Origin of the sequence: Streptomyces sp. NBC_01017 (genome assembly GCF_045162795.1) — a bacterium.
GTDB lineage: Bacteria > Actinomycetota > Actinomycetes > Streptomycetales > Streptomycetaceae > Streptomyces > Streptomyces machairae.
The window spans coordinates 2,633,823-2,658,229 of sequence record NZ_CP108683.1; the positions used below are offsets into that span (position 1 = coordinate 2,633,823).

General features: G+C 71.4%; 30 protein-coding genes and 1 pseudogene. 9 read left to right on the forward strand and 22 right to left on the reverse strand.

Annotated elements, in window-relative coordinates:
• Window positions 1-28: 28 nt before the first annotated feature.
• Window positions 29-583, forward strand: coding sequence for a type 1 glutamine amidotransferase domain-containing protein (locus tag OG331_RS12195; RefSeq protein ID WP_406195011.1), 555 nt, complete (start codon window positions 29-31; stop codon window positions 581-583).
• A 36-nt stretch (window positions 584-619) separates the two neighbouring features.
• On the opposite strand, the gene OG331_RS12200 is transcribed toward OG331_RS12195, so the two are convergent.
• On the reverse strand, window positions 620-877 hold the full coding sequence (locus OG331_RS12200) for a DUF6158 family protein (protein ID WP_328878179.1): 258 nt from the start codon (window positions 875-877) through the stop codon (window positions 620-622).
• A 59-nt stretch (window positions 878-936) separates the two neighbouring features.
• On the opposite strand from OG331_RS12200, the gene OG331_RS12205 reads away from it, so the two are divergent.
• Window positions 937-2,043, forward strand: coding sequence for a Vms1/Ankzf1 family peptidyl-tRNA hydrolase (locus OG331_RS12205; protein ID WP_406195014.1), 1,107 nt, complete (start codon window positions 937-939; stop codon window positions 2,041-2,043).
• A gap of 44 nt (window positions 2,044-2,087) precedes the next feature.
• Here OG331_RS12205 and OG331_RS12210 read toward each other — a convergent pair whose 3' ends face one another.
• Both OG331_RS12210 and OG331_RS12215 read right to left on the reverse strand, forming a co-directional pair.
• Window positions 2,088-3,707, reverse strand: coding sequence for an ABC-F family ATP-binding cassette domain-containing protein (locus OG331_RS12210; protein ID WP_406195017.1), 1,620 nt, complete (start codon window positions 3,705-3,707; stop codon window positions 2,088-2,090).
• A 77-nt stretch (window positions 3,708-3,784) separates the two neighbouring features.
• Entirely contained in the window at window positions 3,785-4,444 is a 660-nt protein-coding gene (locus OG331_RS12215) for a histidine phosphatase family protein (RefSeq protein ID WP_406195020.1), read from the reverse strand.
• 72 nt (window positions 4,445-4,516) lie between these two features.
• Here OG331_RS12215 and OG331_RS12220 point away from each other — a divergent pair, with 72 nt between their 5' ends.
• The 3 genes from OG331_RS12220 to OG331_RS12230 all read left to right on the forward strand — a co-directional run bounded on the left by OG331_RS12220 (window position 4,517) and on the right by OG331_RS12230 (window position 7,194).
• On the forward strand, window positions 4,517-6,010 hold the full coding sequence (locus OG331_RS12220; protein WP_406195023.1) for a bifunctional phosphatase PAP2/diacylglycerol kinase family protein: 1,494 nt from the start codon (window positions 4,517-4,519) through the stop codon (window positions 6,008-6,010).
• A 138-nt stretch (window positions 6,011-6,148) separates the two neighbouring features.
• Window positions 6,149-6,982: a methyltransferase domain-containing protein gene (locus OG331_RS12225; protein ID WP_406195026.1), complete on the forward strand. Its 834-nt coding sequence runs from the start codon at window positions 6,149-6,151 to the stop codon at window positions 6,980-6,982.
• Between the two features lie 41 nt (window positions 6,983-7,023).
• The gene (locus OG331_RS12230) at window positions 7,024-7,194 is read left to right on the forward strand and encodes a hypothetical protein (RefSeq protein WP_062716500.1); all 171 of its coding nucleotides are present in this window, start codon (window positions 7,024-7,026) and stop codon (window positions 7,192-7,194) included.
• Window positions 7,195-7,238: 44 nt separating this feature from the next.
• Here the strand turns inward: OG331_RS12230 and OG331_RS12235 are convergent, their stop codons facing one another.
• Genes OG331_RS12235 through OG331_RS12295 form a run of 13 tightly spaced genes read right to left on the reverse strand, consistent with a single transcriptional unit; the run spans window position 7,239 to window position 16,893 of the window.
• Window positions 7,239-7,523, reverse strand: coding sequence for a gas vesicle protein K (locus OG331_RS12235; protein WP_328421329.1), 285 nt, complete (start codon window positions 7,521-7,523; stop codon window positions 7,239-7,241).
• Entirely contained in the window at window positions 7,520-7,708 is a 189-nt protein-coding gene (locus OG331_RS12240) for a gas vesicle protein (protein ID WP_030953078.1), read from the reverse strand. Before OG331_RS12240 ends, OG331_RS12235 begins: the two co-directional genes overlap by 4 nt.
• Window positions 7,705-8,493 carry a GvpL/GvpF family gas vesicle protein gene (locus OG331_RS12245; RefSeq protein WP_406195030.1) on the reverse strand — a complete coding sequence of 263 codons (789 nt, stop codon included), beginning with the start codon at window positions 8,491-8,493 and terminating at the stop codon, window positions 7,705-7,707. The genes OG331_RS12240 and OG331_RS12245 overlap by 4 nt, the downstream gene beginning before the upstream one ends.
• Complete coding sequence (gene gvpJ, locus OG331_RS12250; protein ID WP_406195032.1) at window positions 8,490-8,816, reverse strand: gas vesicle protein GvpJ; 327 nt, start codon at window positions 8,814-8,816, stop codon at window positions 8,490-8,492. Before gvpJ ends, OG331_RS12245 begins: the two co-directional genes overlap by 4 nt.
• The gene (locus tag OG331_RS12255) at window positions 8,813-9,961 is read right to left on the reverse strand and encodes an SRPBCC family protein (RefSeq protein WP_406195035.1); all 1,149 of its coding nucleotides are present in this window, start codon (window positions 9,959-9,961) and stop codon (window positions 8,813-8,815) included. Before OG331_RS12255 ends, gvpJ begins: the two co-directional genes overlap by 4 nt.
• A complete protein-coding gene (locus OG331_RS12260) occupies window positions 9,958-10,566 on the reverse strand; it encodes a DNA primase (RefSeq protein ID WP_406195037.1) in 609 nt (202 codons plus the stop codon). Before OG331_RS12260 ends, OG331_RS12255 begins: the two co-directional genes overlap by 4 nt.
• Before the next feature lie 12 nt (window positions 10,567-10,578).
• Window positions 10,579-10,827, reverse strand: coding sequence for a gas vesicle protein GvpG (locus OG331_RS12265; protein ID WP_406195039.1), 249 nt, complete (start codon window positions 10,825-10,827; stop codon window positions 10,579-10,581).
• Window positions 10,828-10,831: 4 nt separating this feature from the next.
• A complete protein-coding gene (locus tag OG331_RS12270; RefSeq protein ID WP_406195041.1) occupies window positions 10,832-11,602 on the reverse strand; it encodes a GvpL/GvpF family gas vesicle protein in 771 nt (256 codons plus the stop codon).
• Window positions 11,599-12,033 (reverse strand): gas vesicle structural protein GvpA, encoded by a 435-nt coding sequence (locus OG331_RS12275; protein ID WP_363045711.1) that lies wholly within the window; start codon window positions 12,031-12,033, stop codon window positions 11,599-11,601. Before OG331_RS12275 ends, OG331_RS12270 begins: the two co-directional genes overlap by 4 nt.
• A 47-nt stretch (window positions 12,034-12,080) precedes the next feature.
• Window positions 12,081-12,422: a gas vesicle protein gene (locus OG331_RS12280; protein WP_406195043.1), complete on the reverse strand. Its 342-nt coding sequence runs from the start codon at window positions 12,420-12,422 to the stop codon at window positions 12,081-12,083.
• A gap of 60 nt (window positions 12,423-12,482) precedes the next feature.
• Window positions 12,483-13,409, reverse strand: coding sequence for a non-homologous end-joining DNA ligase (gene ligD, locus OG331_RS12285; protein WP_406195046.1), 927 nt, complete (start codon window positions 13,407-13,409; stop codon window positions 12,483-12,485).
• Window positions 13,406-15,253 (reverse strand): transketolase, encoded by a 1,848-nt coding sequence (locus OG331_RS12290; protein WP_406195048.1) that lies wholly within the window; start codon window positions 15,251-15,253, stop codon window positions 13,406-13,408. The genes ligD and OG331_RS12290 overlap by 4 nt, the downstream gene beginning before the upstream one ends.
• On the reverse strand, window positions 15,250-16,893 hold the full coding sequence (locus tag OG331_RS12295) for an FAD-dependent oxidoreductase (protein WP_406195051.1): 1,644 nt from the start codon (window positions 16,891-16,893) through the stop codon (window positions 15,250-15,252). Before OG331_RS12295 ends, OG331_RS12290 begins: the two co-directional genes overlap by 4 nt.
• Window positions 16,894-17,059: 166 nt before the next feature.
• Between OG331_RS12295 and OG331_RS12300 the strand changes: the two genes are divergently transcribed.
• Window positions 17,060-18,016 carry an LLM class F420-dependent oxidoreductase gene (locus tag OG331_RS12300; RefSeq protein WP_406195054.1) on the forward strand — a complete coding sequence of 319 codons (957 nt, stop codon included), beginning with the start codon at window positions 17,060-17,062 and terminating at the stop codon, window positions 18,014-18,016.
• A 20-nt stretch (window positions 18,017-18,036) separates the two neighbouring features.
• Window positions 18,037-19,128 carry an enolase C-terminal domain-like protein gene (locus OG331_RS12305; protein WP_406195056.1) on the forward strand — a complete coding sequence of 364 codons (1,092 nt, stop codon included), beginning with the start codon at window positions 18,037-18,039 and terminating at the stop codon, window positions 19,126-19,128.
• A 13-nt stretch (window positions 19,129-19,141) separates the two neighbouring features.
• Here the strand turns inward: OG331_RS12305 and OG331_RS12310 are convergent.
• Both OG331_RS12310 and OG331_RS12315 read right to left on the reverse strand, forming a co-directional pair.
• Window positions 19,142-19,311 (reverse strand): annotated as a pseudogene (locus OG331_RS12310) (short-chain dehydrogenase); the annotation flags it as partial.
• A gap of 94 nt (window positions 19,312-19,405) precedes the next feature.
• Entirely contained in the window at window positions 19,406-19,924 is a 519-nt protein-coding gene (locus OG331_RS12315) for a phage holin family protein (RefSeq protein ID WP_406195059.1), read from the reverse strand.
• 112 nt (window positions 19,925-20,036) lie between these two features.
• On the opposite strand from OG331_RS12315, the gene OG331_RS12320 reads away from it, so the two are divergent.
• Window positions 20,037-20,384 carry a VOC family protein gene (locus OG331_RS12320; RefSeq protein WP_328878199.1) on the forward strand — a complete coding sequence of 116 codons (348 nt, stop codon included), beginning with the start codon at window positions 20,037-20,039 and terminating at the stop codon, window positions 20,382-20,384.
• Here the strand turns inward: OG331_RS12320 and OG331_RS12325 are convergent.
• Entirely contained in the window at window positions 20,375-21,274 is a 900-nt protein-coding gene (locus tag OG331_RS12325; RefSeq protein WP_406195062.1) for an arginase family protein, read from the reverse strand. The genes OG331_RS12320 and OG331_RS12325 overlap by 10 nt on opposite strands.
• A gap of 67 nt (window positions 21,275-21,341) precedes the next feature.
• Here OG331_RS12325 and OG331_RS12330 point away from each other — a divergent pair, with 67 nt between their 5' ends.
• The gene (locus OG331_RS12330) at window positions 21,342-21,689 is read left to right on the forward strand and encodes a DUF6204 family protein (protein WP_406209971.1); all 348 of its coding nucleotides are present in this window, start codon (window positions 21,342-21,344) and stop codon (window positions 21,687-21,689) included.
• Here the strand turns inward: OG331_RS12330 and OG331_RS12335 are convergent.
• Genes OG331_RS12335 through OG331_RS12345 form a run of 3 tightly spaced genes read right to left on the reverse strand, consistent with a single transcriptional unit; the run spans window position 21,667 to window position 24,322 of the window.
• Window positions 21,667-22,215, reverse strand: a complete 549-nt coding sequence (locus OG331_RS12335; protein ID WP_406195065.1) for a GNAT family N-acetyltransferase — start codon at window positions 22,213-22,215, stop codon at window positions 21,667-21,669. The two genes, OG331_RS12330 and OG331_RS12335, sit on opposite strands and share 23 nt — an antisense overlap.
• A gap of 19 nt (window positions 22,216-22,234) precedes the next feature.
• Window positions 22,235-22,489, reverse strand: a complete 255-nt coding sequence (locus tag OG331_RS12340; protein ID WP_406195068.1) for a DUF1049 domain-containing protein — start codon at window positions 22,487-22,489, stop codon at window positions 22,235-22,237.
• 57 nt (window positions 22,490-22,546) lie between these two features.
• Entirely contained in the window at window positions 22,547-24,322 is a 1,776-nt protein-coding gene (locus OG331_RS12345) for a CocE/NonD family hydrolase (protein ID WP_406195071.1), read from the reverse strand.
• Window positions 24,323-24,407 lie beyond the last annotated feature (85 nt).

The window sequence follows — 24,407 nt, forward strand, 5'->3', positions numbered from 1 at the left end:
TCAGGGCCCGAAAGAGAGTTGAGGCATCATGCGTATCGCATTTCTGACCGCACCCGAGGGCGTCGAGCAGGTCGAGCTCACCGATCCGTGGCGGGCGGCGGTGAACGCGGGCCATGAGCCGGTGCTCGTGTCGACGAAGCCGGGCACGATCCAGGCGTTCCATCATCTCGACAAGGCTGACAAGTTCCCCGTGCAGGAGGTCGTGGGCGAGACGTCGGCGGACTCCTTCGGCGGGCTGGTCCTGCCGGGCGGGGTCGCCAACCCGGACTATCTGCGGACGAACAGCAAGGCCGTCGCGTTCGTGCGGGACTTCTTCGAGCAGGGCCGGCCGGTCGCCGCGATCTGCCATGCCGCGTGGACGCTGGTGGAGGCGGACGTCGTACGCGGGCGGGTGCTGACCTCCTGGCCGAGCCTGCGGACGGACATCCGCAACGCGGGCGGCACCTGGGTCGACGAGCAGGTGCGGATCTGCGACCACGGCACCAACAAGCTGGTCACCAGTCGCAAGCCGGACGATCTGAAGGCGTTCTGCCAGACGTTCCTGGAGGTGTTCGCCAGGGAGTCCAAGAGGGAGGCCGTCTGACGCGGCCCACCTCCCATCTCCTCCCGCCGCCTCCTCTCACCCCGCGCCGCGGTCGCGGGCGCCCTCGCGGGTGCGGCCGGCGGCCACGGTGCGGCGGGGGTTGCGGCGCAGGTATTCGCCCTCCAGCTGCGCCATGCGGTCGTTGTGGGCCCGCAGCGCGTCGTTCGAGCCGTACAGCAGTGTGTCGTGGCGCGTCCGGTGGATGGTCTCCAGCTCCTTCATGAGCTGCTGGTCGTCCAGCCGGCCGGGGTCGACTCCGGTCATGGTGGTACCCCGCTCGTCGTGTTCAATCATGCGGTCCGGGTACCCGCCCGCTGAGCACACAGCACCCGAGCGGAGTACGGGAGACAGCCATGGATCTCGCCTTCCTGCATCCACTGTACGAACACCCGGGGCCCTGGGCCTCCGTGTACGTGGGCACGTCCCGGCATACGGAGGACACCCCTCATGAGCGGCACCTGACGGCCAGGGCCCTGTCCCGCGAGCTGGCCGGGCAGGGCGCCGACGACGCGACCTGCCGGGCCGTACAGGAAGCACTGGAAGGGCTGGAGCACTCGTCGGAACCGTACGGTCGCGCGATCTTCGCCCGGGCGGGTGAGGTGGCCCTGGATCCGCCGCTGGCCCGCGCCCCGCAGCGCGACAGCTCCCGCTGGGCCCCGCTGCCGCACACCGCGCCCCTGCTGGAGCTGGCGGGCGAGGACCCGGTGTGCGTGGTGGCGTACGTCGACCGCAGGGGCGCCGCCTTCGAGCTGCGCACCGCGCTGGGCCGGCAGGACGTCGGCGCGGTCACCGGGCGGCAGCATCCGGTGCACCGTACGAGCACGGCCGACTGGTCGGAGCGGCACTTCCAGCTCAAGGTGGAGAACACCTGGGAGCACAACGCGGCCGAGATCGCCGACGCGCTCACCGTCTGCCAGGAGGAGACCCGCGCCGACCTGCTGATCCTCGTGGGGGACGACCGCGAGCGGCGGACCGTGCACGAACGGCTGCCGCAGCGGCTGCACGACCTCGTGGTCGAGGCCCCGCACGGCACCGGCAGCCGGCTGCTCGACGAGGATGTCGAACAGGCCCGCGCCGAGCACGTACGGCAGCGGGCGGCCCGAGAACTGGAACGGTTCCTGGCGGCCCGCGATCCCGGGCCCAAGGGCCGCGCCGGGGCCGTGGAGGGCGTACCCGCCCTGGTCGAGGCCGCGCGCGAGCACCGTATCGACGAACTCCTGATCCGCCGGGACAGCCCCGACGCCCACCGTGCGGTCTGGGTCGGCGAGGACGCGGACCAGCTGGCGGTACGCCGCACCGACCTGAAGATCCTCGGCGAACAGAACTCCTGGTCGGCCCGGGCGGACGACGCCCTGCTCCGCTGCGCGGTCGCGACGGGCGCCGGCGCCTTGTCGGTGACCCCGACCGGGCCGGAGAAGGACCCGGCGGGCGGGCTGGGTGCCTTGCTGCGCTGGTCGTGAGCAACCAGCCCACGGACGGGTAGGGGCGGCGGGGGCGAGGAAAACTACCGCGCCCGCTCCACCCTCCGCTCGTCCCACACCGGCTCCGGAGTCTCACGGACACGCCCGTCGCTGCCGAACACCAGATATCGATCGAACGACCGAGCGAACCACCGGTCGTGCGTGACGGCCAGCACCGTCCCCTCGAAGGCCTCCAGCCCCTCCTGGAGAGCCTCGGCGGACTCCAGGTCGAGGTTGTCCGTCGGCTCGTCGAGGAGCAGGGCAGTCACACCCTCCAGCTCCAGCAGAAGGATCTGGAACCGGGCCTGCTGCCCCCCGGAGAGCCGGTCGAAGGCCTGCTCGGCCTGCTGGGTCAGCTCATAGCGGCGCAGCCGGGACATCGCGGCCCCACGGTCCTGCGCATGCTCCTTCCACAGAATGTCGAGCAGCGTCCGCCCCATCAGCTCCGGGTGCGCATGCGTCTGCGCGAAGTGCCCCGGCACGACACGCGCCCCGAGCTTCCACTCCCCCGTGTGCGCCACGCCCTCCCCGGCCAGCAGCCGCAGGAAGTGCGACTTGCCGGACCCGTTGGAGCCGAGAACGGCGACTCGTTCGCCGTAGAAGACCTCCAGGGAGAACGGCTTCATCAGACCCGTGAGCTCAAGCGCCTCACAGGTGACGGCCCGCACCCCCGTGCGCCCGCCCTTCAGCCGCATCCTGATGTCCTGCTCGCGCGGCGGTTCCGGCGGCGGCCCCGCCTCCTCGAACTTGCGCAGCCTGGTCTGGGCGGCGCGGTAGCGAGAGGCCATGTCGGGGCTGTTCTCGGCGGCTTGACGCAGGGCCAGCACCAGCTTCTTCAGCTGGGCGTGCTTCTCGTCCCAGCGTTTGCGCAGCTCCTCGAAGCGGGCGAAGCGGGCGCGCCGGGCCTCGTGATAGGTGGCGAAGCCGCCACCGTGCACCCACGCGTCCGCACCTGCCGGTGAGGGCTCGACAGAGACGATCTTCTCGGCGGCGCGGGCGAGGAGTTCACGGTCGTGGGAGACGAAGAGGACCGTCTTGCGGGTCTCCTTCAGCCGCTCCTCCAGCCATCGCTTGCCGGGTACGTCGAGGTAGTTGTCGGGCTCGTCGAGCAGCAGCACCTCGTCCGTGCCCCGCAGGAGCGCCTCCAGCACGAGCCGCTTCTGCTCACCGCCGGACAGCGTGCTCACCTGCCGCCACTGCGCCTTCTCGTACGGCACGCCGAGCGCGGCCGTGGTGCACATGTCCCACAGCGTCTCGGCCTCGTAGCCGCGCGCCTCGGCCCAGTCGGCGAGGGCCTGCGCGTACTTCAGCTGGGCGGCCTCGTCGTCGACGGTCATGATCCCGTGCTCGGCGGTGTCGACCGCCTTCGCGGCCTCGCGGATCCGGGGCGGCGCGACCGACACGAGCAGGTCGCGTACGGTCGTCTCGTCCCGTACGGACCCCACGAACTGCCGCATCACGCCGAGCCCGCCGCTGACGGTGACGGTGCCGCCGTGCGGCTTCAGCTCTCCGGAGATCAGCCGCAGCAGGGTCGTCTTGCCGGCACCGTTGGGGCCGACCAGCGCCACGACGGCCCCTTCCCCCACCCGGAAGGACACGTCGCCGAGCAACGCCCTCCCGTCGGGGAGGTAGTACTCGAGGTGCGCGGCTTCCAGATGTCCCATGGGGTCGAATTGTGGGGGCCGCCGAGGAGCCCGGGCAAACGCATATTCCGAAGGCCGGGCGGTTTCGGGCCGCAGCCCTACGGCGCGTCCTCGTCGACGGCCTGTCCTGCCGGCCCGCTGTCGCTCGCGGGAGTGACGACGGCTCCCGCCCACGAGAGCGCCTTCCAGCCGCTTTCGGGTGCCCCTTCCAGGACCACGACCCCGGTGTTGTCGAGCGGGTGCGCCGCGGCGAAGGGGACGTCGACGTTGGTGGCCCGGGCCGCCGTCCACATCCGGATCACGGCGCCGTGGCTGACCATGGCGACGGCCCCGGCTCCGCTGTCGGCGGCCTCGGCGATCACGGAGTCGAAGCGCGCCAGCACCTCCGTGCCGCTCTCGCCGCCCGGCACGCGCAGGTCGGTGTCGCCGGCCACCCAGGCGAACACGGTCCTCATGTAGGTGTGCCCGGCCTCCGTGTCGCCGCGCAGCATCTCCAGATCGCCGGCGAACACCTCACGGATCCCGTCCCGGACGAGCACCTCCAGGCCGCGTGCGGCGGCCAGCGGGGCGGCGGTGCGCTGGGTGCGGACCAGGGTGGATGCGTAGATCGCGTCGATGTCCTCGTCCGCCAGCGCCTCGGGCAGGGCGGCGGCCTGCTGCTCGCCGAGCGCGGTCAGGCCGGCGCCCGGGACGGCCGTGTCCAGCAGGTAGTCCAGGTTGGCGGTGGTCTGACCGTGGCGGACGAGGAGCAGGCGCATGTACGGGTTCCTCCGTGTGTCGGTCACCACTGGCCGGACAGCAATCGGCCACTTCAGGGTACCCACCCCTGTATGAGCCCAGACGTCGACCTCACCCTGTCCAAGCGCGGCCGCCATGCCCTGCGCAACCGGCTCCTCGCTCTCGACTCCCGGCTGTTCGAGTTCGCCGCCGAGCGGAACTGGCCATATGCCGAGCGGGCCCTGCCGAGGCTGAGCCGGAGCGCCAACCACGGGGTGCTGTGGTTCGCGACGGCCGCCGCCATGGCCGCAAGCCGGACACCCCGGGGCCGCCGGGCCGCGGTCCGCGGCATCGCCTCCTTGAGCCTGGCCTCGCTGACCATCAACACCCTCGGCAAGCGGTCGGTGCGCCGCCCCCGCCCCGTACTGGACCCCGTACCGGCGATCCGGCAGCTGAAGCGGCAGCCGATCACCACGTCGTTCCCGTCCGGTCACGCCGCGTCGGCGGCCGCGTTCGCGACGGGTGTCGCGCTGGAGTCGCCCGCGTGGGGCCTGGCGGTGGCCCCGATCGCCTGGTCGGTCGCGCTGTCACGGGTGTACACCGGCGTCCACTTCCCGAGCGACGTGCTGGCGGGCGCGGCCCTGGGCGCGGGTGCCGCGTTCGCCGTACGGGGGATGGTGCCGACGCGTGACCGTGCGGTCCCGCCGGCCCGGCCCCGTACGGACGTCCCGGCGCTGACGGAGGGGGACGGCCTGGTCGTCGTCGCGAACAAGGGGTCGGGCAGCTCCGACCGGGTGCACGCGCTGCTGGACCTGCTGCCGCGCGCCGAGCTCGTCGAGTGCGAACCGGACGACACCCGGGCCGAGTTGCACAAGGCCGCAGAACGGGCCCGGGTACTCGGCGTGTGCGGCGGCGACGGCACGGTGAACGCGGCCGCGGAGGTCGCGCTGCTGCACGGCCTGCCGCTCGCGGTGCTGCCCGGCGGCACGTTGAACCACTTCGCCCTCGACCTGGGTGTGGAGGACGAACGCGATCTGAGCCGGGCCGTCCAGCGCGGCGAGGCCGTGCGCGTGGACGTGGGCCGGTTCACCTGCGACGGACAGCAGGGTCTGTTCCTCAACACGTGCAGCCTCGGCGTGTATCCGGAGCTGGTGCGCGAGAGGGACCGCTTCGAGCACCGGGTCGGCGCCTGGCCCGCCGGAGTGCTCGCGGCGCTGCGTGTCCTGCGCAGCGACAGCCATCCGCTGCACGCCGAAGTCGCGGGCCGCGCCCACCCGTTGTGGATGCTGTTCGCCGGCAACGGCACGTACCACCGGATGGGCCTCGCCCCCGCCCGGCGGCTGAATCTCGCGGACGGTGTGCTCGACGTACGGGTCGTGCACGGCGGCCGCCGGCCCGCACTGCGCCTGCTCGCGGCCGCCGTGGCGGGCCCGCTGACCCGCTCCCCCGCCCACGCCGCGGTCCAGGTCGGCCGGCTGCACCTGTCCGGCGTCACACCGGGCGCGCTGCTCGCCTACGACGGCGAAGTCACCGAGGTGGGCGGCGACGTGACGCTGGAGAAGCTGCCGGAGGCGCTGACGGTCTACCGGCCGCTGCGCGGCGCCTGATCAGTCGAGAGAGCCTTCCGGGCTTGTCCAGATAGTAAAACACAGGTCTCAGCATGCGACATGCGCGCGTACGGTGTCGGGTACCGCCCCGGGGCCGTACGCCCCCTGAGCCGTTACGACGAGACGAGGGGAACCGGCATGTCGAAGCCACATGCGAAGCCGCAGGAGACCGCCGTCTACACGCACGGGCACCACGAGTCCGTGCTGCGTTCGCACACCTGGCGCACCGCCGCCAACTCGGCCGCCTACCTGCTCGGTTCACTGAAGCCGCACATGTCGGTCCTGGACGTCGGCTGCGGCCCGGGCACGATCACCGCCGACCTCGCGGCCCTGGTCCCCGACGGTCACGTCACCGGCGTCGACCGGTCACCGCAGATCCTGGAGCAGGCCCGGGCCACGGCCGCCGGACGCGGTCTTGCGAACGTCGGCTTCACGGTCGCCGACGTGCACGCCCTGGATTTCCCGGACGACACGTTCTGCGTGGTCCACGCCCACCAGGTGCTCCAGCACGTCGGCGATCCGGTCGGGGCGCTGCGCGAGATGAAGCGGGTGACCAGGCCGGGCGGCTTCATCGCGGTCCGGGACTCGGACTACGCGGCCATGGCCTGGCATCCGGCGTCCCGGGGGATGGACGCCTGGCTGGACCTGTACCGCCGGGTCGCCCGCGCCAACGGCGGCGAACCGGACGCCGGACGCCGGCTGCGGTCCTGGGCGCTGCGGGCGGGGCTCACGGACATCACGGCCACGTCGAGCACCTGGACCTTCGCGACGCCGGACGAGCGGGCCTGGTGGAGCGGGCTGTGGGCGGATCGCACGCTGGCCTCGGCGTATGCCGAGCGGGCCACCGAGGGCGGGCACGCGAGTGCCGAGCAGTTGCGGGCCGTTTCGGAGGCCTGGCGGGAGTGGGGGCGCCACGACGACGGCTGGTTCAGCGTGCTGCACGGGGAAATTCTGTGCCGAAAGGGCGCCTGAATCGCGCCTTTCTGGAAACTCGGCGAGCAGGAGGTCAAACTATGGTTCCTATTCTGCTCGTACTGCTACTGGCTCTGATTCTCTTCGGTGCCGGATTTGCACTGAAGGCACTGTGGTGGATCGCGATCGTGGTCCTCGTTCTGTGGCTCCTGGGATTCGTGATGCGCGGTACGACCGCGGCAGGAGGCAGGGGCCGCTGGTATCGGTGGTGAGAAAAAGGATATGCCGGGAGTGAACTGAATTCGCTGAAATGAATTCACTCCCGGGGAAGCAGCGGTCCCAGCGGCCCGAGGTCCAGATTGAGGTCCTCGGGCCGCAGTCCGTAGCGCTCGCGCAGCTCGGTCATGCGATCGTCGAGCAGCATCAGCGTGAGCCCGATGCGCTCCTCCTGCTCCTCGCTCAGTTCGCCCGTGTCGAAGCGGCGCACCGCCTGGCGCTCCATGAGCTGACGCAGCAACTCCACCACCGTCAGGACGAGTTTCACGAGATCGCGTTCCACGGTGTCGGGTTCGAGATCCAGGCGGTTGCGTTGTGATGTCACGTCAGCTCCCCCCAGGGCGACGGGACCTGCTCGTTGACGGAGCTGATCAGTGCGTTCAGGTCGATACGGACGAGGTCGACGTCCGCGATGCGCAGGGTGATGTCCCCCGTGACGACGACGCCCCCGGCGAGCAGCCGGTCGAGCAGGTCCACGAGGGCGACCTCACGGCGTTCCACGACGGTCACTGCCGCTCCTCCGGTTCCTCCGCGAACTCCTCGGTGAAGGAATAGGCCGCCCAGGGCCCGGTGAGTTCGACCCGGATTCCGGGAGCGTCGTCCTTCTCCCGGTCCACCAGTTCCACGAATTCCTCGGAAACCGCGCGCGGTACCAGATAGGCGGCGTTGAGCACATTCTGCCCGGATGCCCCGGAGAGCGTGGCGCTCTGCGGGGCGTGCAGCCGGGCATCCTCGGCGAACAGGGAAAGTTTTTCGTGCAGCCGTCCGGAGAATTCGGCGGCCCTTTGCCATACGTCCTCGCGGGCCCGCGTCTGCATGCGACGCCGGCGCAGATAGTCACGGCCCGACGTGCCCGCGGGCTCGGCGGGCGGCGTGGGCTGCACGCCCTCCGTGGGCTCCGTTTCGGCGTACACCTTCACGCCCCACTCGACCCGCCCTTCGAGCCGGTCGAGGATGCGCCGGAAGTCCTCCTCGCGGGCTTCCATCATCGTGCGTACGCCGCTGTCGTCCCGGAAGACGGTGGCGAGCCGCAGTGGCAGCGGGGTGGTGACGACGGTGAGCGCGTCGATGACCTGCTGGTGGGCGCGGGCCGTCGCCGTGAGCCAGTCCATGTCCTCCAGATGGGCCCGGAGCGGCTCCTCGGCGAAGTCCGCCTCGGGCACCGTACTGACGAGGGCGATCAGGCCGTGGTGGGTCAGCTGCTTCGGGGGCGCCCCGGCCACCCCCGTCAGCTGGACCTGGAGGGCCGAGCGAAAGGGGCGGCAGACGGCGTAGACATAGCGCAGTGCGGTCATGGGGCCTCCTTCTGTGCCCGGGCGGGCTCCAGCTGGGCCAGGCGTTCACGCAACTCGGCGTTCTCCCGGGTGAGTTCGTCACGACGGGCCCGAGTGGACAGTGCCGGGTCGTCCTCCCACCAGTCGATGCCCATCTCCTTCGCCTTGTCCACCGAGGCGACGATGAGCCTCAGCTTGATGGTGAGGAGTTCGATGTCCAGCAGGTTGATCCGGATGTCGCCGGCGATGACGACGCCCTTGTCGAGCACGCGCTCAAGGATGTCGGCCAGGTTGGCGCCGCTGTCGTGGCCGTAGGGCTGAGGCAGCCGCCCGGGAGTCGTCATCGGCGGCTCCCGCCACCGGCGTGCGCGTCCTCGGGCTCTTCCTCGTACTCGGCCTCGGGCTCTTCCTCGGCCTCGTACTCGGCCTCGGGCTCCTCCTCGGCCTCGTCCTCGTCCGCGTACTCTGCCTCGTCCTCGCTGTCGGACTCGTACTCGCCCTCCGGTTCCTCCGCGTCCTCGTCCGCGTACTCCCCGCTCTCGGCGTCCTCGTCCTCCTCCTCGGCGCGAGGTGCTTCCTCGTTCTCCTCCTCTTCTCCTTCGTACGCCTCCTCGTCCTCCTCCGCGACCGCGTCCTCATGGCTGCGGACGACCTCGCCGTCGCGGATCTCCCCGCGCCAGCCGTCCTCCGCCTCTCCCCTGAGGGTGATGAAGCGGACGTAGTTCTTGAGGTCGAGGCGGGCGCGGCGGCCCTGGGCGCGCCAGATGTTGCCGGTCTTCTCGAACAGGCCCTTGGGGTAGTACTCGATGACCAGCAGGACACGGGTGAGGTTCTCGGCGAGCCGGTGGAAGGAGACGACGCCCTTCGTGGTGCCCTTGGCGCCCTCCGACGTCCACGCGATGCGGTCGTCGGGCACCTGCTCGGTGGTGTGCGCCTTCCAGCTGCGGTTGGACCAGAAGACCTTCAGCTGCCAGTCGGAACTCGTGTCGTCGGCACGGTTCGCGTTCTTCACGCCCTTCGCGAAGGTGCTGAAGTCCTGGTACTGGGTCCACTGGTCGTACGCGGTGCGCAGCGGGACGCCCACATCGACGTACTCAAGGATGACGGTGGGCTTCTTGCCCGCCCCGCCCTTGCCTTTGCCCTTGCCGCCGACGAGGTTCTTCAGCGCCCCGGTCACGCTGTCCTTGGCCCGGGAGGCGCCCAGCTCCAGCGCGGAGCGCAGGGGGCCCTTGCCCTCGGCGATCTTGCGGCCGCCGTCCAGGGCGAGCTTGGCGAAGCCCGGGCTCTTGCCGTCGGCCATGTCGTTCAGCTTGAGCGTGGTCTCGCCGAGCTTGCGGCCGGCGCCGGTCAGCAGTCGCGTGGCCTGTGCGGCCACGTAGTCCCGCAGTTCGGCCTTGAGCCGGTCGGCTGCCTCGCTCCGGGCGACGCCGCTGAGCGATTCCTTCGCCCCGCGGGCGGTCGAACTCGCAGATCCGAGCGTCTCGGTCATCGCTCGCCACCACCCTTCGGCACCCGGGCCCGCGCGCTCCGGGCGGCCCCGCGTGCGGCGGTCGTCTTCTTCGCGGCCGTCTTCTTCGCTGTCGTCTTCTTGGCCGCGGTCTTCTTGGCGGGCGCCTTCTTGGCCGCCGACTTGGCGGTCTTCTTCGCCGGAGCCGCCGGAGCCTTCTTGGCCGTCTTCCGACGCGGCCTCTCTTCCGACTCCACGGCCTCGGACTCCTCGGCCTCGGACTCGTCGGACTCCTCGTCCCGCAGTCCGAGATCCGGCGTCTCGGGAACCACGCCCTCCAGTTGGTCACGCACCTGTGCGGTACGCCCGTGCAGCCGGTCGGCGAAGGCGTCGAGCTGCCGCTCGACGAGGGCGCCCGACGCGGCCTGGCCGACGCCGCGCAGGTCCTCGCGCAGCTGGTCCCCGATCTCCTTGAACTGCGGGTTGTTCTGCAGTTGCTGGGACACCAGGTCCGCGAGCGCCCGCGGGCTCAGATGCATCCGCTTACCGGCCACCATGGTGCCGATGGCGAATGCCAGTTTCATCTTCTTCGTACGTCCGAGGACGTACCCGGCCCCTACCGCGAGGCCGAGTGTCAATCGGTTCATCCTGCCGTCCCATCAGTTTTCCGGTGCCGGTCGCGCGAGCCCGATCTCCAGCCGGTCGAGGAGTTCGTCCTCCCGGCGGTCGAACTCCTCCTCGTCGATCGCGCCCGAGGTCAACTCCTCTTCCAGCGCTGCGAGTTCGGCGCGTACCGTCGCCGGGTCGTAGTAGAGGCGCTCCGCCTCGTTCAAGACCTGTCCGATTACCCATGCGCTGCCGCGCACCGGGGCGAACGGCAGCAGCAGTACCTCTCCGACCAGTCCCACGGCCTCACTCCTCCGCGCCCTCCGCGCCGATCGTGGTCCCCGCGGGCTCGGCGGGGCCGGGCTCGACGAAGCTGTACGGCGGCAACGGGCCGTTGAGACGCAGTTCGAGGTGCGGATGGCCCTTGCGAAGCTGCTCCACGGCCGTCAGGAACGTCTCGACCTCGCCGCGGTCCAGCAGGAACGACACGTTGGCGAGCCAGCCGGAGGATTCGGGGCCCACGCTGACCGCGTCCGCGGCCGGTTCCAGGGTGTGCTGCACGTCGGTCGCGTCCTCGGCCTCCTGGGCCTTGATGGCGGCGACCACCATCTCGCCGAGCCGCAGCCGCTCCTCGTAGGTGCCGCCGCCCGCCTGACGGTTGGCCTCCGTCATGGACCGGATCTCCGGGTTCTCGGAGAGCACCCGGTGCAGTACTGCCTCTTCGGCATGGCTGGCCTTGATGTTGTACTCGACCTTGCCGTCCAGGGCGGTGAGCCGCTCCTTGTAGTGCTCGGCGCGTTCGGCGAGGACGCCGGCAACCGTGTCGTCGTCGGGGGCGACGCTGCCGAACCGCAGGGGCAGCACGCAGCCGACCGCGCCCGCCTCGGCGAGCACGTTCGAGTGGGCCAGCAGCTCCTTGCGCTTGGGGCGCAGCCCTTCCGGGGCGTCGCTGACGAGGGCGGCCAGGTCGCCCTGCTTGAGCATGCGCAGCTGGCGGGGCGGGTCGCCGACGCCGCCCACGGCGCTCGAGAGTGTGGGGTGGGAGCTCGCGGTGATGGCGTACACGTACGTGCTCACTCCTGCTCCTCCTTCCTGCGGGACGCGGTGGACTTGCGGGCGCGCGGCCTGGACTCGCGCTCGCCGTCGTCCCGTTCGTCCCGCGCCTGCTTGAAGGCGTCGGAGATGGTCTCGGCGGCGCCGGACAGCGCCCCCTTGGACTTGCCGCGTGCGCCGGACTCGGTGATCTCTCCGACCAGGTCGGGCAGTCCCGGGCTCTTGCGCGGACCGGCCTCCAGGTCGAGCCGGTTGCACGCCTCGGCGAAGCGGAGATAGGTGTCGACGCTGGCGACGACGACCCGGACGTCGATCTTCAGGATCTCGATGCCGACGAGGGAGACCCGTATGAATGCGTCAATGACGAGCCCCCTGTCGAGGATGAGCTCAAGGACGTCGTAGAGGCCGCTGCTGCCGCCTCCGCCTCCGGACTGCTGTGCCGGGACAACGGTCATGCCGCCGTTCCTCCTTGTCTGGGAATGATGTGACGGGCGTGAGTGGCCTAGCGGCCGCCGGGCCTGCGTGCGTCGGACCGTCCGCGTTCGTAGCGGCGGACACGGCGATAGCCGGTGAGCTGTCCCTGGTGGTCGAGTTCCACCTGGTAGCTCGCCATCAGGCTCATCGTGTCGGGGACGCGGGACAGCTCCAGGACCTCGATCTCCAGTGCCCAGCCGTCCTCGGTCTGTTCGAACGAGGACACCGTCTCGGCGTCCTTGCCGGTGAGTTCGGCGAGCTGGGCTCGTGCCTGGCGCAGCACCTCCATCGGCGACGGCTTGTCGTCCGCCCCGCCCTGTCGTTCCTGTCGTTGTCTGGATGATTTGGGTGAGTTCTGTGAATCAGTCATGGGCGCCTCCAACCGCGAGTGGCCCGAAAGGCGTTGGCCAAACCCCTCAGTCCCCTTGTGTCAGCCACGGAGTGCGTCGAGCCTGCGCCGCGCGGGTCCCAGGGCGCGGGGTCGGCTCATCACCCCCTCCCATGGGTTGGTGCGGGCCTGTTCCACGGCGTCCGCGATGGTCCAGCGGCGGGCGTCGAGGTCCGGGTCGTCCAGGTGGGACCAGGTCAGGGGTGTGGCCACGGGTGCGCCGGGACGGGGGCGCACGGTGTAGGGCGCGACTGCTGTCTGGGCGTAGGCGTTGCGCTGTATGTCGAGGTAGAGACGGTCGCCGCGGTCCTTCTTGCGGGCGGCGGTGGTGAGCCGGTCCGGGTGGGCGTCGGCAAGGGTGTCGGCGACGTCCCGGGCGAACTCGCGCACCTGGTCGAAGTCCTCCTCCCCCTTCAGCGGCACCACGATGTGCAGGCCGCGCGAACCGGTGGTCATCGGCGCCGACGGCAGCTTCAGCTCGTCGAGCAGTTCGCCCAGCAGTCCGGCCGCCTCCCGCACCTGCCCGAAGTCGTCCCCGGCCGGGTCGAGGTCGAAGACCATGCGGTCGGGCCGGCCGATGTGGTCGGTGCGCGACAGCCAGCGGTGCAGGGTGAGGCAGGCCTGGTCGGCGAGGAAGACGAGGGTCGCGACGTCGTCGCAGACCGTGTGGCGGACGGTGCCGTCCTCCTTGGTGACCTCGACGCGGGTGATCCAGTCCGGGTAGTGCTCGGGGGTGTTCTTCTGCATGAACTGCGGGCCGTCCACGCCGTCGGGGTGCCGCTCCAGCATCAGCGGGCGGCCGCGCAGGTGCGGCAGCATGAACGCGGCGACGGCCCGGTAGTAGTCCACGAGGTCGCCCTTGGTGTACTCCTTCGCACTCCCGTCGCCGGGGAAGAGCACCTTGTCGACGCGTTTGACCTCGACGGTACGGCGGCCCGCCCGCACCTTCGTCGTACCGTCGTCGGTCACCGTACGACCGCCTCCTCCACCAGCAGCTTGCCCGCGGCGGCGATGGACGCGGCGTCGATGCCCGCGGCGTGCAGCTGCTCGTCCGGCGAGGCCGAGCCCGGCATCATGCGGACGGCGAGGCGCACCAGGCGGGGCACGGGGCGCCCGTCGAGGAACGCGTCGAGCACGGCGTCGCCGATGCCGCCCTCCTCGTGGTGGTCCTCCACGGTGAGCAGGCAGCCGGTCTCCTCGGCGGCCCGGCGCAGGGTGTCCCGGTCGACGGGCTTGACGGAGTAGAGGTCGACGACCCTGACCTGGATGCCCTCGCGGTCCAGCGCGTCGGCGGCGGCGAGCGCCTCGTGCACGGTGACGCCGGCCGCGACGACGGTCAGCCGGTCGCGGTCGCTGGAGCGCAGCACCTTGCTGCCGCCGACCGGGAACTCCTCGTCCGGGCCGTAGATGACCGGGCCGGCGCCGCGCGAGGTGCGCAGATAGCGGACGCCCTCCAGGCCGGCCATGGCGGCGACGAGCCGGGCGGTCTGGTTGGCGTCGCACGGGTACAGCACGGTCGAGCCGTGCACGGCCCGCATCATCGCCAGGTCCTCCAGGCCCATCTGGCTCGGCCCGTCCTGCCCGATCGCGACGCCCGCGTGCGAGCCGACGAGGTTGATGCCGGCGCCGCTGACGGACGCCATGCGCACGAAGTCGTAGGCGCGGGTGAGGAAGGCGGCGAAGGTGGAGGCGTACGGCACATAGCCGCGGGTCGCGAGCCCCACCGCCGCGGCGACCAGCTGCTGCTCGGCGATGTAGCACTCGAAGAACCGGTCGGGGTGTGCCTTGGCGAAGAACTCGGCGCGGGTGGAGTCGCTCACCTCGCCGTCGAGGGCGACGACGTCGCCGCGACCGGTGCCGAGCGCGGCGAGCGCCTCGCCGTAGGCGTTGCGGGTGGCGACCTCCTCCCCCTTGTCCCAGCGGGGCAGGTCGAGGCGTCCGCCGGGTACGGCGTGCAGCATGCGGGTGGCGGACGGCTCGTGGACGTGGATGCGCAGGTCGCGCCGTCCGCCGAGTTCGGCGATGGCCTCGTCGGCATCCGGCAGCGGCTTGCCGTGCAGTCCCTCGCGGTCCTCGACGGCCGCGACGCCCTTGCCCTTGAGGGTGCGGGCGAGGATCACTGTGGGCTGTCCGACGGTGGACTCGGCCTCGCTGTACGCACGGTCGATGGCGTCCACGTCGTGCCCGTCGACCTCGATGGTGTGCCAGCCGAAGGCCTGGAAGCGGCGGGCGTAGGCGTCGAGGTCATGACCGTGCCGGGTCGGGCCGCGCTGGCCGAGCCGGTTCACGTCGACGATGGCGGTGAGGTTGTCCAGATGCTCGTACGCCGCGTGCTCGGCGGCCTCCCACACGGACCCCTCGGCGAGCTCGCTGTCCCCGCACAGCACCCACACCCGGTACCCGCTCCGGTCCAGCCGCAGCCCGGCCAGCGCGATGCCGACGCCGACCGGCAGTCCCTGCCCGAGCGACCCGGTCGCGGTCTCCACCCACGGCAGCCGTCGCGGCGTCGGGTGCCCTTCGAGCCGGCTGCCGAGCTTGCGGAAGGTGACCAGTTCGCCGTCCTCGATGGCGCCGGCGGCCTTGTACGCGGCGTACAGCAGCGGCGATGCGTGTCCCTTGGAGAGGACGAAGCGGTCGTTGCCGGGGTGGGCGGGCCGGTCGATGTCGTAGCGGAGGTGCTCCGCGAGGAGTACGGCCATCAGGTCCGCGGCGGACATCGACGAGGTCGGATGCCCCGATCCCGCGGCGTCGGAGGCACGCACACTGTCCACACGCAGCTGCTGGGCCAGTTCGACGAGTTCAGCGGTGTTCATGAGTCTCCTTTCGGAGGGTGCTGGGAGCGGGGTTCGGGGGCGATGGGCGCGTCCGGGTGCGGTTTGTGGACGGCCGGTGTCCCGGGGGGTGGCCGGCCACCCGCGTCGGCCCCGGTGCCGGCACCGGGGCTCGGCTCGCTGCCGCCCGCTCGGGAGTCGGTCCGCTTCACGGGACCGGGGGGTTCGGGGTGCTTGCCGGCGTCGGGGTCCTGGACGGGGTCGGGCGGTTCGGTTGCCTCGGCACCGCCGAACCGGTTCTCGGCGGGCTCGCCGCCCGGCTGGTTCCCCTGAGGCTCGCCGCGCCTCTCCCCCTTGCCCTGCGCTCCGGTATCCGACCGCCCCGGCACCCGGGCCAGCTCCGGCGACGCCGTGTCCAGCGGTACCGACCACGACCGCACCAGACCCAACTGCACCGCCTGGCGCGGCAGTACGGCATCCAGGAGCCAGTCGGCGGCGACGCGGACGCGGTTGCCGGGCATCGCCGCGAGGTGGTAGCCGCGGGTCACCGCGCCCGCCGCCACGCCGGACAGCGGGACGCCGAGCGGGTTGGCGGCGGCCTTGACGCCGCCGAGGTCGACCACGAAGCCGAGGTCGCGGTGGCGGTAGGCGCGCCGCTCGCCGATGCCGAGGGACGCGGCCACGTTCCGGCCCACCGTCCTGCCCTGCCGCCAGGCGTGCTGGGCGGTCATCGGCGTGTACTCGCCGGGCTTCTCCAGATCGGGCACGGCGGCCGCGTCCCCGGCGGCGAACAGCTCGGGCCGGCCCGGCACCTGGAGGTGCGGGTCGACGAGCAGGCGGCCCTTCTCCATGGGCAGTTCGAGGGACTCGGCGAGCGGATCGGGCCGTACGCCCACGCACCACACGAGCGTGCGGGTGTCGACGAACGAACCGTCGCTCAGCACCACCCCGTTGTGCGTGGCCTCCTTCACGGAGGTGCCCATCCGCACGTCCACGCCCCGCCGGCGCAGCACCCGGTCGGCGGTCCGCGACAGCCTCTCGTCCAGCTCGGGCAGCACGCGATCGGCGATGTCGAGCAGCAGCCAGCGTGGCCGCATGCCCGTACGCAACGGGTGCTTGCGCACCTGGGAATCGGTGAACAGCTGGCCCTGCGCGGCGACTTCGGTGCCGGTGTACCCGGCGCCCACCACCACGAAGGTGCATCGGGCGGCGCGGCTCTTGGGGTCGTCGGCGGTGGCCGCCAGCTCCACCTGCCGGGTCACGTGGTCGCGCAGATACAGCGCCTCGGGAAGGCCGCGGAAGCCGTGCGCGTGCTCAGCGACGCCGGGGATGGGCAGCAGCTTGTTCACACTGCCCGCGGCGAGGATCAGCCGGTCGAAGGGCAGGGTTCCGACGTCGCCCTCGGGACCCGTGTAGTGGACGGTGTTCCCGTCGGGGTCGATGCCGTCGGCCTCGCCCAGCACCAGCCGCACATGGCGCAGGGTGCCGGAGAGCGAGACGGTCACCCGGCGCGGTTCCAGGATGCCGGCGGCGACCTGGGGCAGCAGGGGCAGATACAGGAAGTAGTCGGTCGGGTTCAGCAGGGTGATGTCGGCTTGACCTCGGGTGATCCGGGACAGGGTGCGTGCTGCCCGGTACCCGGCGAATCCGGCGCCGACGATCACGATGCGGGGTCGACTCACGGTTGGCCTCCGGGCCTGTCGCGTACCTCGGGAGCCTTCCGCGTCCCCCTGGTCAGGACCGCCAAACGTCCGCCCCGGGGCCGGCCCAGGTTTCCGGCCGGGCCTCCGGGTACCCGGGACGGCGACCGTCCCCGCCGCCGACGCGGCACTCCCGGAGGTGTCCCTCATGCCCGAGTACGGCTACTTCCTGGCGACGGAGGAGTTCCGCCCCGCCGATCTCGTCGAGCAGGCGCGGATGGCCGAGCAGGCCGGATTCCAGTCGTTGTGGATCTCGGACCACTACCACCCGTGGAACGACGCGCAGGGCCAGAGCCCCTTCGTGTGGTCGGTGATCGGCGCACTCTCGGAGGCGGTGTCGCTGCCCGTCGAGACGGCCGTGACCTGCCCGACCGTGCGGATCCACCCGGCGGTGGTGGCCCAGGCGGCCGCGACCTGCGCGGTGATGACGAACGGCCGCTTCCGGCTCGGCGTCGGTACCGGCGAGGCCCTGAACGAGCACATCCTCGGCCATGTGTGGCCGCCCGCGAGCGTGCGCATGGACATGCTGGAGGAGGCCGTCCTGATCATGCGCAGGCTGTTCTCCGGCGAGGAGATCAGCCACTACGGCAACCATTACCGGGTGGAGAACGCCCGCCTCTACACCGTCCCCGACGAGCCCGTCGAGATCGACATCTCCGGCTTCGGCCCGGCGGCGACGTCCCTCGCGGCGCGGGTCGGCGACGGGTTCATCACGATGATGCCGGACGAGGAACTGGTCACGCAGTTCCGCAAAGGCGGCGGGAACGCCAAGCCGGTCATGGGCGGCACGAAGGTCTGCTACGGCACCGACCGCGACGAGGCCGTACGCACCGTACGCCGGCTGTGGTCCAACCAGCTGCTGCCCGGCGAGATGGGCCAGATCCTGCCCTCGCCGAGCCACTTCGAGCAGCTGGAGCCGCTGATCACCGAGCAGATGGTGCGCGACAACACGGTGTGCGGGGACGACGCCGACGAGCATGTGTCCGCGCTGAACGCCTTCGCCGAGGCGGGCTTCGACCGGATCTACGTCAACCAGATCGGACCCGGCCAACGCGGTTTCTTCGACTTCTACCGGACGAAGGTGCTGCCGCAGCTCCAGCGGTGAGAGGGACGGCACAGGACCTCATGAAACTCCATTTCCCCGTCGTCTCCGTCTACACGGTCCCCACCGACGCCCCCGAGGCGGACGGCACGCTGGCCTGGGACTCCACGACCGTGGTGATCGCCGAGGTGGCGGCGGGCGACGCGACCGGCACCGGCTGGACCTACGGCCCGGCGGCGATCGGCGACTTCCTGCGCGACCACCTCGCACCCCTCGTCCAAGGACGCAACGCCCTGGACATCCCGGCCGCGCACGAGGCGATGTCCCGCGCGATCCGCGACGCGGGCCGCCCCGGCGTCGCCGCGTGCGCGATCTCGGCGCTGGACATCGCCCTGTGGGACCTCAAGGCCCGCCTCCTCGAACTGCCCCTGACCCGGCTGCTCGGCATGTGCCGCGAACGCGTCCCCGTCTACGGCAGTGGCGGCTTCACGACGTACCACGACAAGCATCTGGCCGCGCAGTTGAACGGCTGGGTGCACGGCCAGCACATCCCGCGCGTGAAGATCAAGATCGGTGAGGACTGGGGCCGGGCGGTGCTGCGCGACGTGGCCCGGGTCGAGGCCGCGCGTCAAGTGATTGGTCCCGAGGCGGAGTTGTACGTGGACGCAGCCGGCGCCTACACCCGCAAGCAGGCGGTCCGCGTCGGCCATGCCCTCGCCGAGCACGGCGTCGGCTGGTTCGAGGAGCCGGTGTCCTCGGACGACCTGACGGGGCTGCGTCTGCTGCGCGACACCCTGCCGTGCGACGTCACGGCCGGCGAATACGGCTACGACCTCCCGTACTTCGCCCGCATGATCACCGCGGGCGCGGTCGACTGCCTCCAGATCGACGCCACCCGCTGCGGCGGTCTCACGGAGTTCCTGCGCGCCGCCGCCCTGGCCCAGGCCCATGGCCTGGACGTCTCGGCCCACTGCGCCCCGCACGCCCACGCCGCCGCGGCGGCCGCCGTCCCCAACCTCCGCCACATCGAGTGGTTCCACGACCACGTCCGCGTGGAGGACATGCTCTTCACGGGCGCCCTGGACCCGACAGGCGGCGCGGTGGCCCCGGCCCGGGGCATCGGCCATGGGCTGACGTTGCGGGCGGAGGAGGTGCAGGAGTACCGGGTCGCCTAGGCAAGGCCTGCGTGACCGAGTACTCCCGGCGCCGCCCGTGCCCGGCCGCGTGCAGGATCGCCCGCGCGGCCACCTCCGGCCGGTACACCGGTGCCACCGGCCGCGCCCGGTCCGGGAGCCGGTTCACCACCCGGTCGAACTGCGGGGTGTTGGAGCAGGCAGCTGCACCATCGCCGTACGCACCTGGGCGAGCGCGGAGCCGACGATCGTGCCCCGGTCACGACGAGGGCCCTGCCGCGATTCGGCAGGGCCCTCTCCCACGGCATGCGCACGGGCGTCACGCCCGGTGGTGCGGCTGCTCGGGGTCGATGTCGTCAGGGTGCGGCTTGCGCGCGCCGGCTGCGTCCGGCGTACCCCCGCCGGGCACTGCGGTCTTGGGCGGGGCGGGCGGCATCGGCGGATGCGGCAGGCCGAGCCCGTTCGGCGGGATGACCGGTGCGATGCCGCCGTCGGTGTGTCCGTGAGCGGCGGCCAGTTCCGCCTCGTCCGCTGTCGGCCGGGACGCGTTCGGACGTGCCGCGCCGCGCAGTGCGTACGCCGCCGCGCCGAGGATCACCGCGGTGATCAGTGCGGCGGCCCAGTCCGGCAGCCCGGCGGCGAGGCCGAGTCCCAGCGCGAGCGCGAGAGCCGCGCCCGCGTACAGGGCGACGGCGCCGGACGCGGCGTACAGCGTGGCCCGGCGGCGCTGCCTGCGCGTCTGCTCGCGCAGCTCGTCGCGGACGGTCTCACGCGCCACCTGTGCCAGCTCGTCGACCAGTTGCCTGTCCAGGTGCTCAAGGTGATCCAAGCGGTCCATGGGCGCCGAGTACCCGTACCGGAGTGCGCGTAACGCGCTCCGTCCCGAGCCGCGTGAGGGGATCGCGTGAAACGATCACACTCCCCCGGCGCCCCCAACTAGGCTCGTCCGTATGGACATCCTGGGAACCACGCTGCGTGTCTGCGTCGACGACCTGGAGACCGCGGTCCCCTTCTACGAACGGCTCGCGGGCGCCACCGCCCTCCGCTTCGAACGCGGCGGCGTCGAGGTGGCCGCGATCGGCTGCTTCTTGCTGATGAGCGGTCCGGAGGCCGAGCTGGAGGTGCTGCGCAAGGTCGCGGCGACGATCGCCGTCAAGGACGTCGACGAGGCGCACCAAGTGCTCAGCGAGCTGGGCGCGCACATCATCGCGGGCCCGGTGCCGACGCCCGTGGGGCGCAACCTGCTGGCGCTGCACCCGGACGGGACGATCTACGAGTACGCGGACCGTCAGTCCTGATCGAAGGCCGCCACGACGGTGTCGGTGAGCAGCGCCCCGGCCGTGCCCTCCGGGTCCAGATCGGGGTCGTAGATGGTGACGTTGAGGCCGACGCAGTGCGCGGAGGCGAGCAACGGCCGGAGCAGCGCGACGAGTTCGTCGGGCGTGAGCCCCTCCGGGTCGGGACTGTCGACGGCGGGCATGACCGACGGGTCGAGGGCGTCGGCGTCGAGGTGCACCCAGAAGCCGTCCAGCTGCGGGATCTCGAAGGCCTGGCGGGTGACGGAACCCAGCGCCTCCGCGCCCCACTCGCGCAGGTCGCCGACGGTCACCACGGGAATCTTCAGGTCGGCGAGCTCGGCGCGCTCCTCCTCGAAGTAGTCGCGGATGCCCAAGTACCGCACGTCCTCGTCCCGGAGATAGGGACTGAGCCCTTCGAGGTTCGTCAGGTCCTCCTGCCCGCGCCCGGTGGCCAGGGCGACCTCCTCGCCACCCGCTGCGCCGACCCGGTCGGAGTTGCCCGGGTGCCGGAAGTCGGGCGAGGCGTCCACGACGGCCAGGCCGTAGCGCCCGATCCGGCGCAGCGCGAGGGCGGCACCCAGGTTGATGGAACAGTCGCCGCCCAGGACGACCGGGAAGTCCCCGGCGCGCACATGGTGCTCGATCCGGTCGGCGAGCCTGCGGGTGTACCCGGCGATGGCGGCAGCGTTGAACACGCCGTCCCCCTCCTGCCAGTCCCCCCGGTCGTACCTGGGCGGCACGACCACCCCGCCCTCAAGGCCCCGCAGCCGCTGCACGATCCGCTGCTCACGCAACGCCCCGGCGAGCTTGTGGCAGCCGGGCACGGTGCCGGGGGCGGGCGGGCGCAGGCCCAGGTTGGAGGGGGCGTCGAGCACGACGATATTCCGCATGCGGTTCATCCTCGCCGACGTACAGTCGACGCTCAATGCCATCGACACGGGAGCAGGCAGAGGGAGCATGAGCGAGCAGCACACGTACCGGGTGATCGTCCGCGGCACTTGGGACGCCCTCACCGACACGGCCCGCGCGCGGTTGCTCGCCGAGGCCACGGAGCACGGTCTGACCAGCATGCGGTTCAGCGAGGAGGGGTCGCTCTCCTACGAGCCGTCGCCGCTCAAGCACTTCTCGATGCGGTACGTGGTGGTCTCCGACGCGGCGGACGGCGAGGAGATGGCCGGCGCGATCGCCGAGGACCGGGCCGAGAGGGCGCTGCGGGAACTGGGCCACGGCTTCCGCGATCTGAGGTCGACCGTCACGGACCTGGACACGATGAAGATCAACTTCAAGCCCGCATCTCGGCGGTGATCGCCCACCGCTGATGATCCCGCCAGGCTCCGTCGACGAAGAGCATGCTCGGCGAGAAGCCCTCCAGGCGGAAGCCGCAGGCACGGGCGAGGGCTACGGAGGCGGCGTTGGCCGGCTGGACGTTGATCTCCAGCCGGTGCAGGCGCATCGGGCCGAAGGCGTGCCCGACCACGAGGTCGAGGCCTTCCCGCATCAGGCCGCGCCCGGCCGCGTGCGCGAAGGCGCCGTAGCCGAGGGCGCCGCTCTGGAAGGCGCCCTCGACGATGTTGTTGATGTTGATGAACCCCGCGATGCCCCCGCCGTCGTCCTTCGCGCAGACCAGGAACCCGGCCTTGGTCGGATCCTCGATCAGCCGCCCGGCGTAGGCGGCGTACGCGGCGCCGCCGTCCGGCGGGAAGAGCCACGGCTGGTGCAGTTCCTTGCTCTCGCGGGCGCGCGCGGTGAACTCGCCACCGTCCTCGTAGGTGAAGTGGCGTATGCCCACGCGGGGGCTTTCGGCTAGGTAGCGGGACGCAGGGTGCGGCATTCCGACAGCGTACGACCGGTCAGCGGCGCCGTCGCATGAAGAACGCCCCGAACAGCGCGCCGATGATGCCCACGGCGAGCAGCGCCGCCCACAGCGGGATCGTCACCAGGGGGATCAGCAGCCGGATCTCGGTCTCACCGGTGTTCTCGAAGATGAAGATCAGGGCGAGGACGACGAGCACCAGCACGGTGACCCGGGCCGGAGTCATCGCCCCGCGTACGCCACCCCGGCGCCCGTCGACCTTCCTGCCGCTCTCCGACGTCTTCGCGGTCATGGGTCCAGGATGCTCCCGAATCAGCGATCACGCACGGTGAGCGGCCTTCACATGCGCTCAGCCGAGCACCGGCAGCTGGAGCACCCCCGTGTCCTGGGGCGCACTGACCACGGTCACCGGCTTGATCCCCCGGTTCCCGAAGTACGCACCGTCACTCGCCGCGATCACGAACCGCAGCCGGTGCCCCTTCTCGTACCGGTGCACGATCCCCGGCAGGGTCACCGTGAAGCTCTTCGTCACGTCGGGCACCCGCACCGGTGCCACCAGCCGGTGCACCAGCGTCCGGGTGCCGTCGGGCGCCACGTCGTACAGCTTGGCGAACAGCACGAGCTTGTCGGCGGCGTCCGCCGAGGCCTGCGTCCGCTCGGCCTTCGGGGAGACGACCTTGAGCGTGGCCCGGGGCGCACCCACCACGTCGGTGGTGCGCGCGAGCGGCTCGCTGGTCCAGCCCAGGTAGGTGCCCGGGGTGTCGTACGGCGCCGGGTCCGCGATGCCGAGGAGTGCGGCGAGTGAGCTCTCCGAGTGGCTGGTGGGGGTCAGCCAGTTGGTGTACGTACGGCTGCCGCGTGCCACCTTGCGGCGGTTGTCGACGAGTTTGCCGTCGCCGGAGAGGTAGAGCGTCCGGCTGAGCGCGGGGACGCGGTCGGCGGTGGCGTACGTGTTGTCGGGGTCGTCGATCCAGTCGCGGTAGTAGGCGAAGGCCGGCCCGGTGTCGACGTTCTTCTTCCCCAGGTAGCGGTCGAACCAGGCGAGGATGCGCCGGCCGACGTAGCTGGTCTCCAGATTGCCCTGGCCGAGGTTGAGTTCACCGGCGGCCGGGTCGGTGAGGCCGCCGCTGTGGCCCCAGGACTGCCAGATCATCTTCGTCGGGGTCCCCTGGCGCTTGAGGGTGTTGTACGTCGCCGTCGCCTCGTTGAGGTTGAAGAGGCTGTCGGCCTGACCCTGGACGAGGAGGGTGGGTGCCTTGACGCGGTTCAGATACGAGACCGGGGAGACACCGCGCGCATAGGCGAGCAGCTCGGCGGTCTGTTTCGCCGGGTAGCGGCCGGAGTTGAGCGTGCGGATCGTGTCGCAGGCCTTGGTGACGAAATGCAGGCAGGCCAGGGAGTTGATGCGGGAGGGGTCGACGCCGGCTTCCAGCAGCGGCTGCCCCTCACCCATGACGTAGAAGCCGTTGGCCCACTGCCATTTGAAGACGCCGGGCACGCTGCCGCTGCCGACGGCGTTGTTGGGGTCGAGGGAGTACGCGAGGTCGTTCCAGGTGATCATCGGCGCCAGCGCGTCGAGGCGGTGGTCGACGGCCGCCGTGGCCGTCTGGACGGCCCCGCCGTAGGAGCCGCCGGCCATGCCGACGCGCGGGTCGCCGGGGGCGTCGAGGGTGACGAAGTCCGCCTTGGTGCCGTCGTCGGCGGCGCGCCTGCCGCCCAGGAAGTCGATCAGCCGCGAGGCGGCTGCGCCGTCGATGGTGGGGTCGTCGAGCGAGATCAGGCAGCCGGACCTGCCGAAGCCCAGGCCGGAATAGATCAGGGAGACGTAACCGCGCTGGGCGAAGGCCTTTCCTATGGCGTCGGTCGAGCCGTCGGACTTGCTGCCGCCGAAGCCGTTGGTGGCGAGGACGGCGGGCGCGGGGTGGGCGCGGTCCACGCCCGTGGGCCGGTACAGATCGGCGTCGACGGTGCAGGTGCGGCCGCCCGCCTGGACGGTGAACTTCAGGGCCGTGACGGTGAACTGGCCGCTCGCGGCGGCCGGAGCGGTGAGCGCGAGGGGAGCGGTGAGCGTGGCGCCGAGGACGAGGGCAAGTGGGGATCGAAATCTGGGCACGCGACGGGACACGGAGACCTCCACACTGAGGCACGCTGAGGACAGCCCGGCTTACCGACCAGTAAGTACTGGCCAGTTGTCATGGTGTGACACGTGT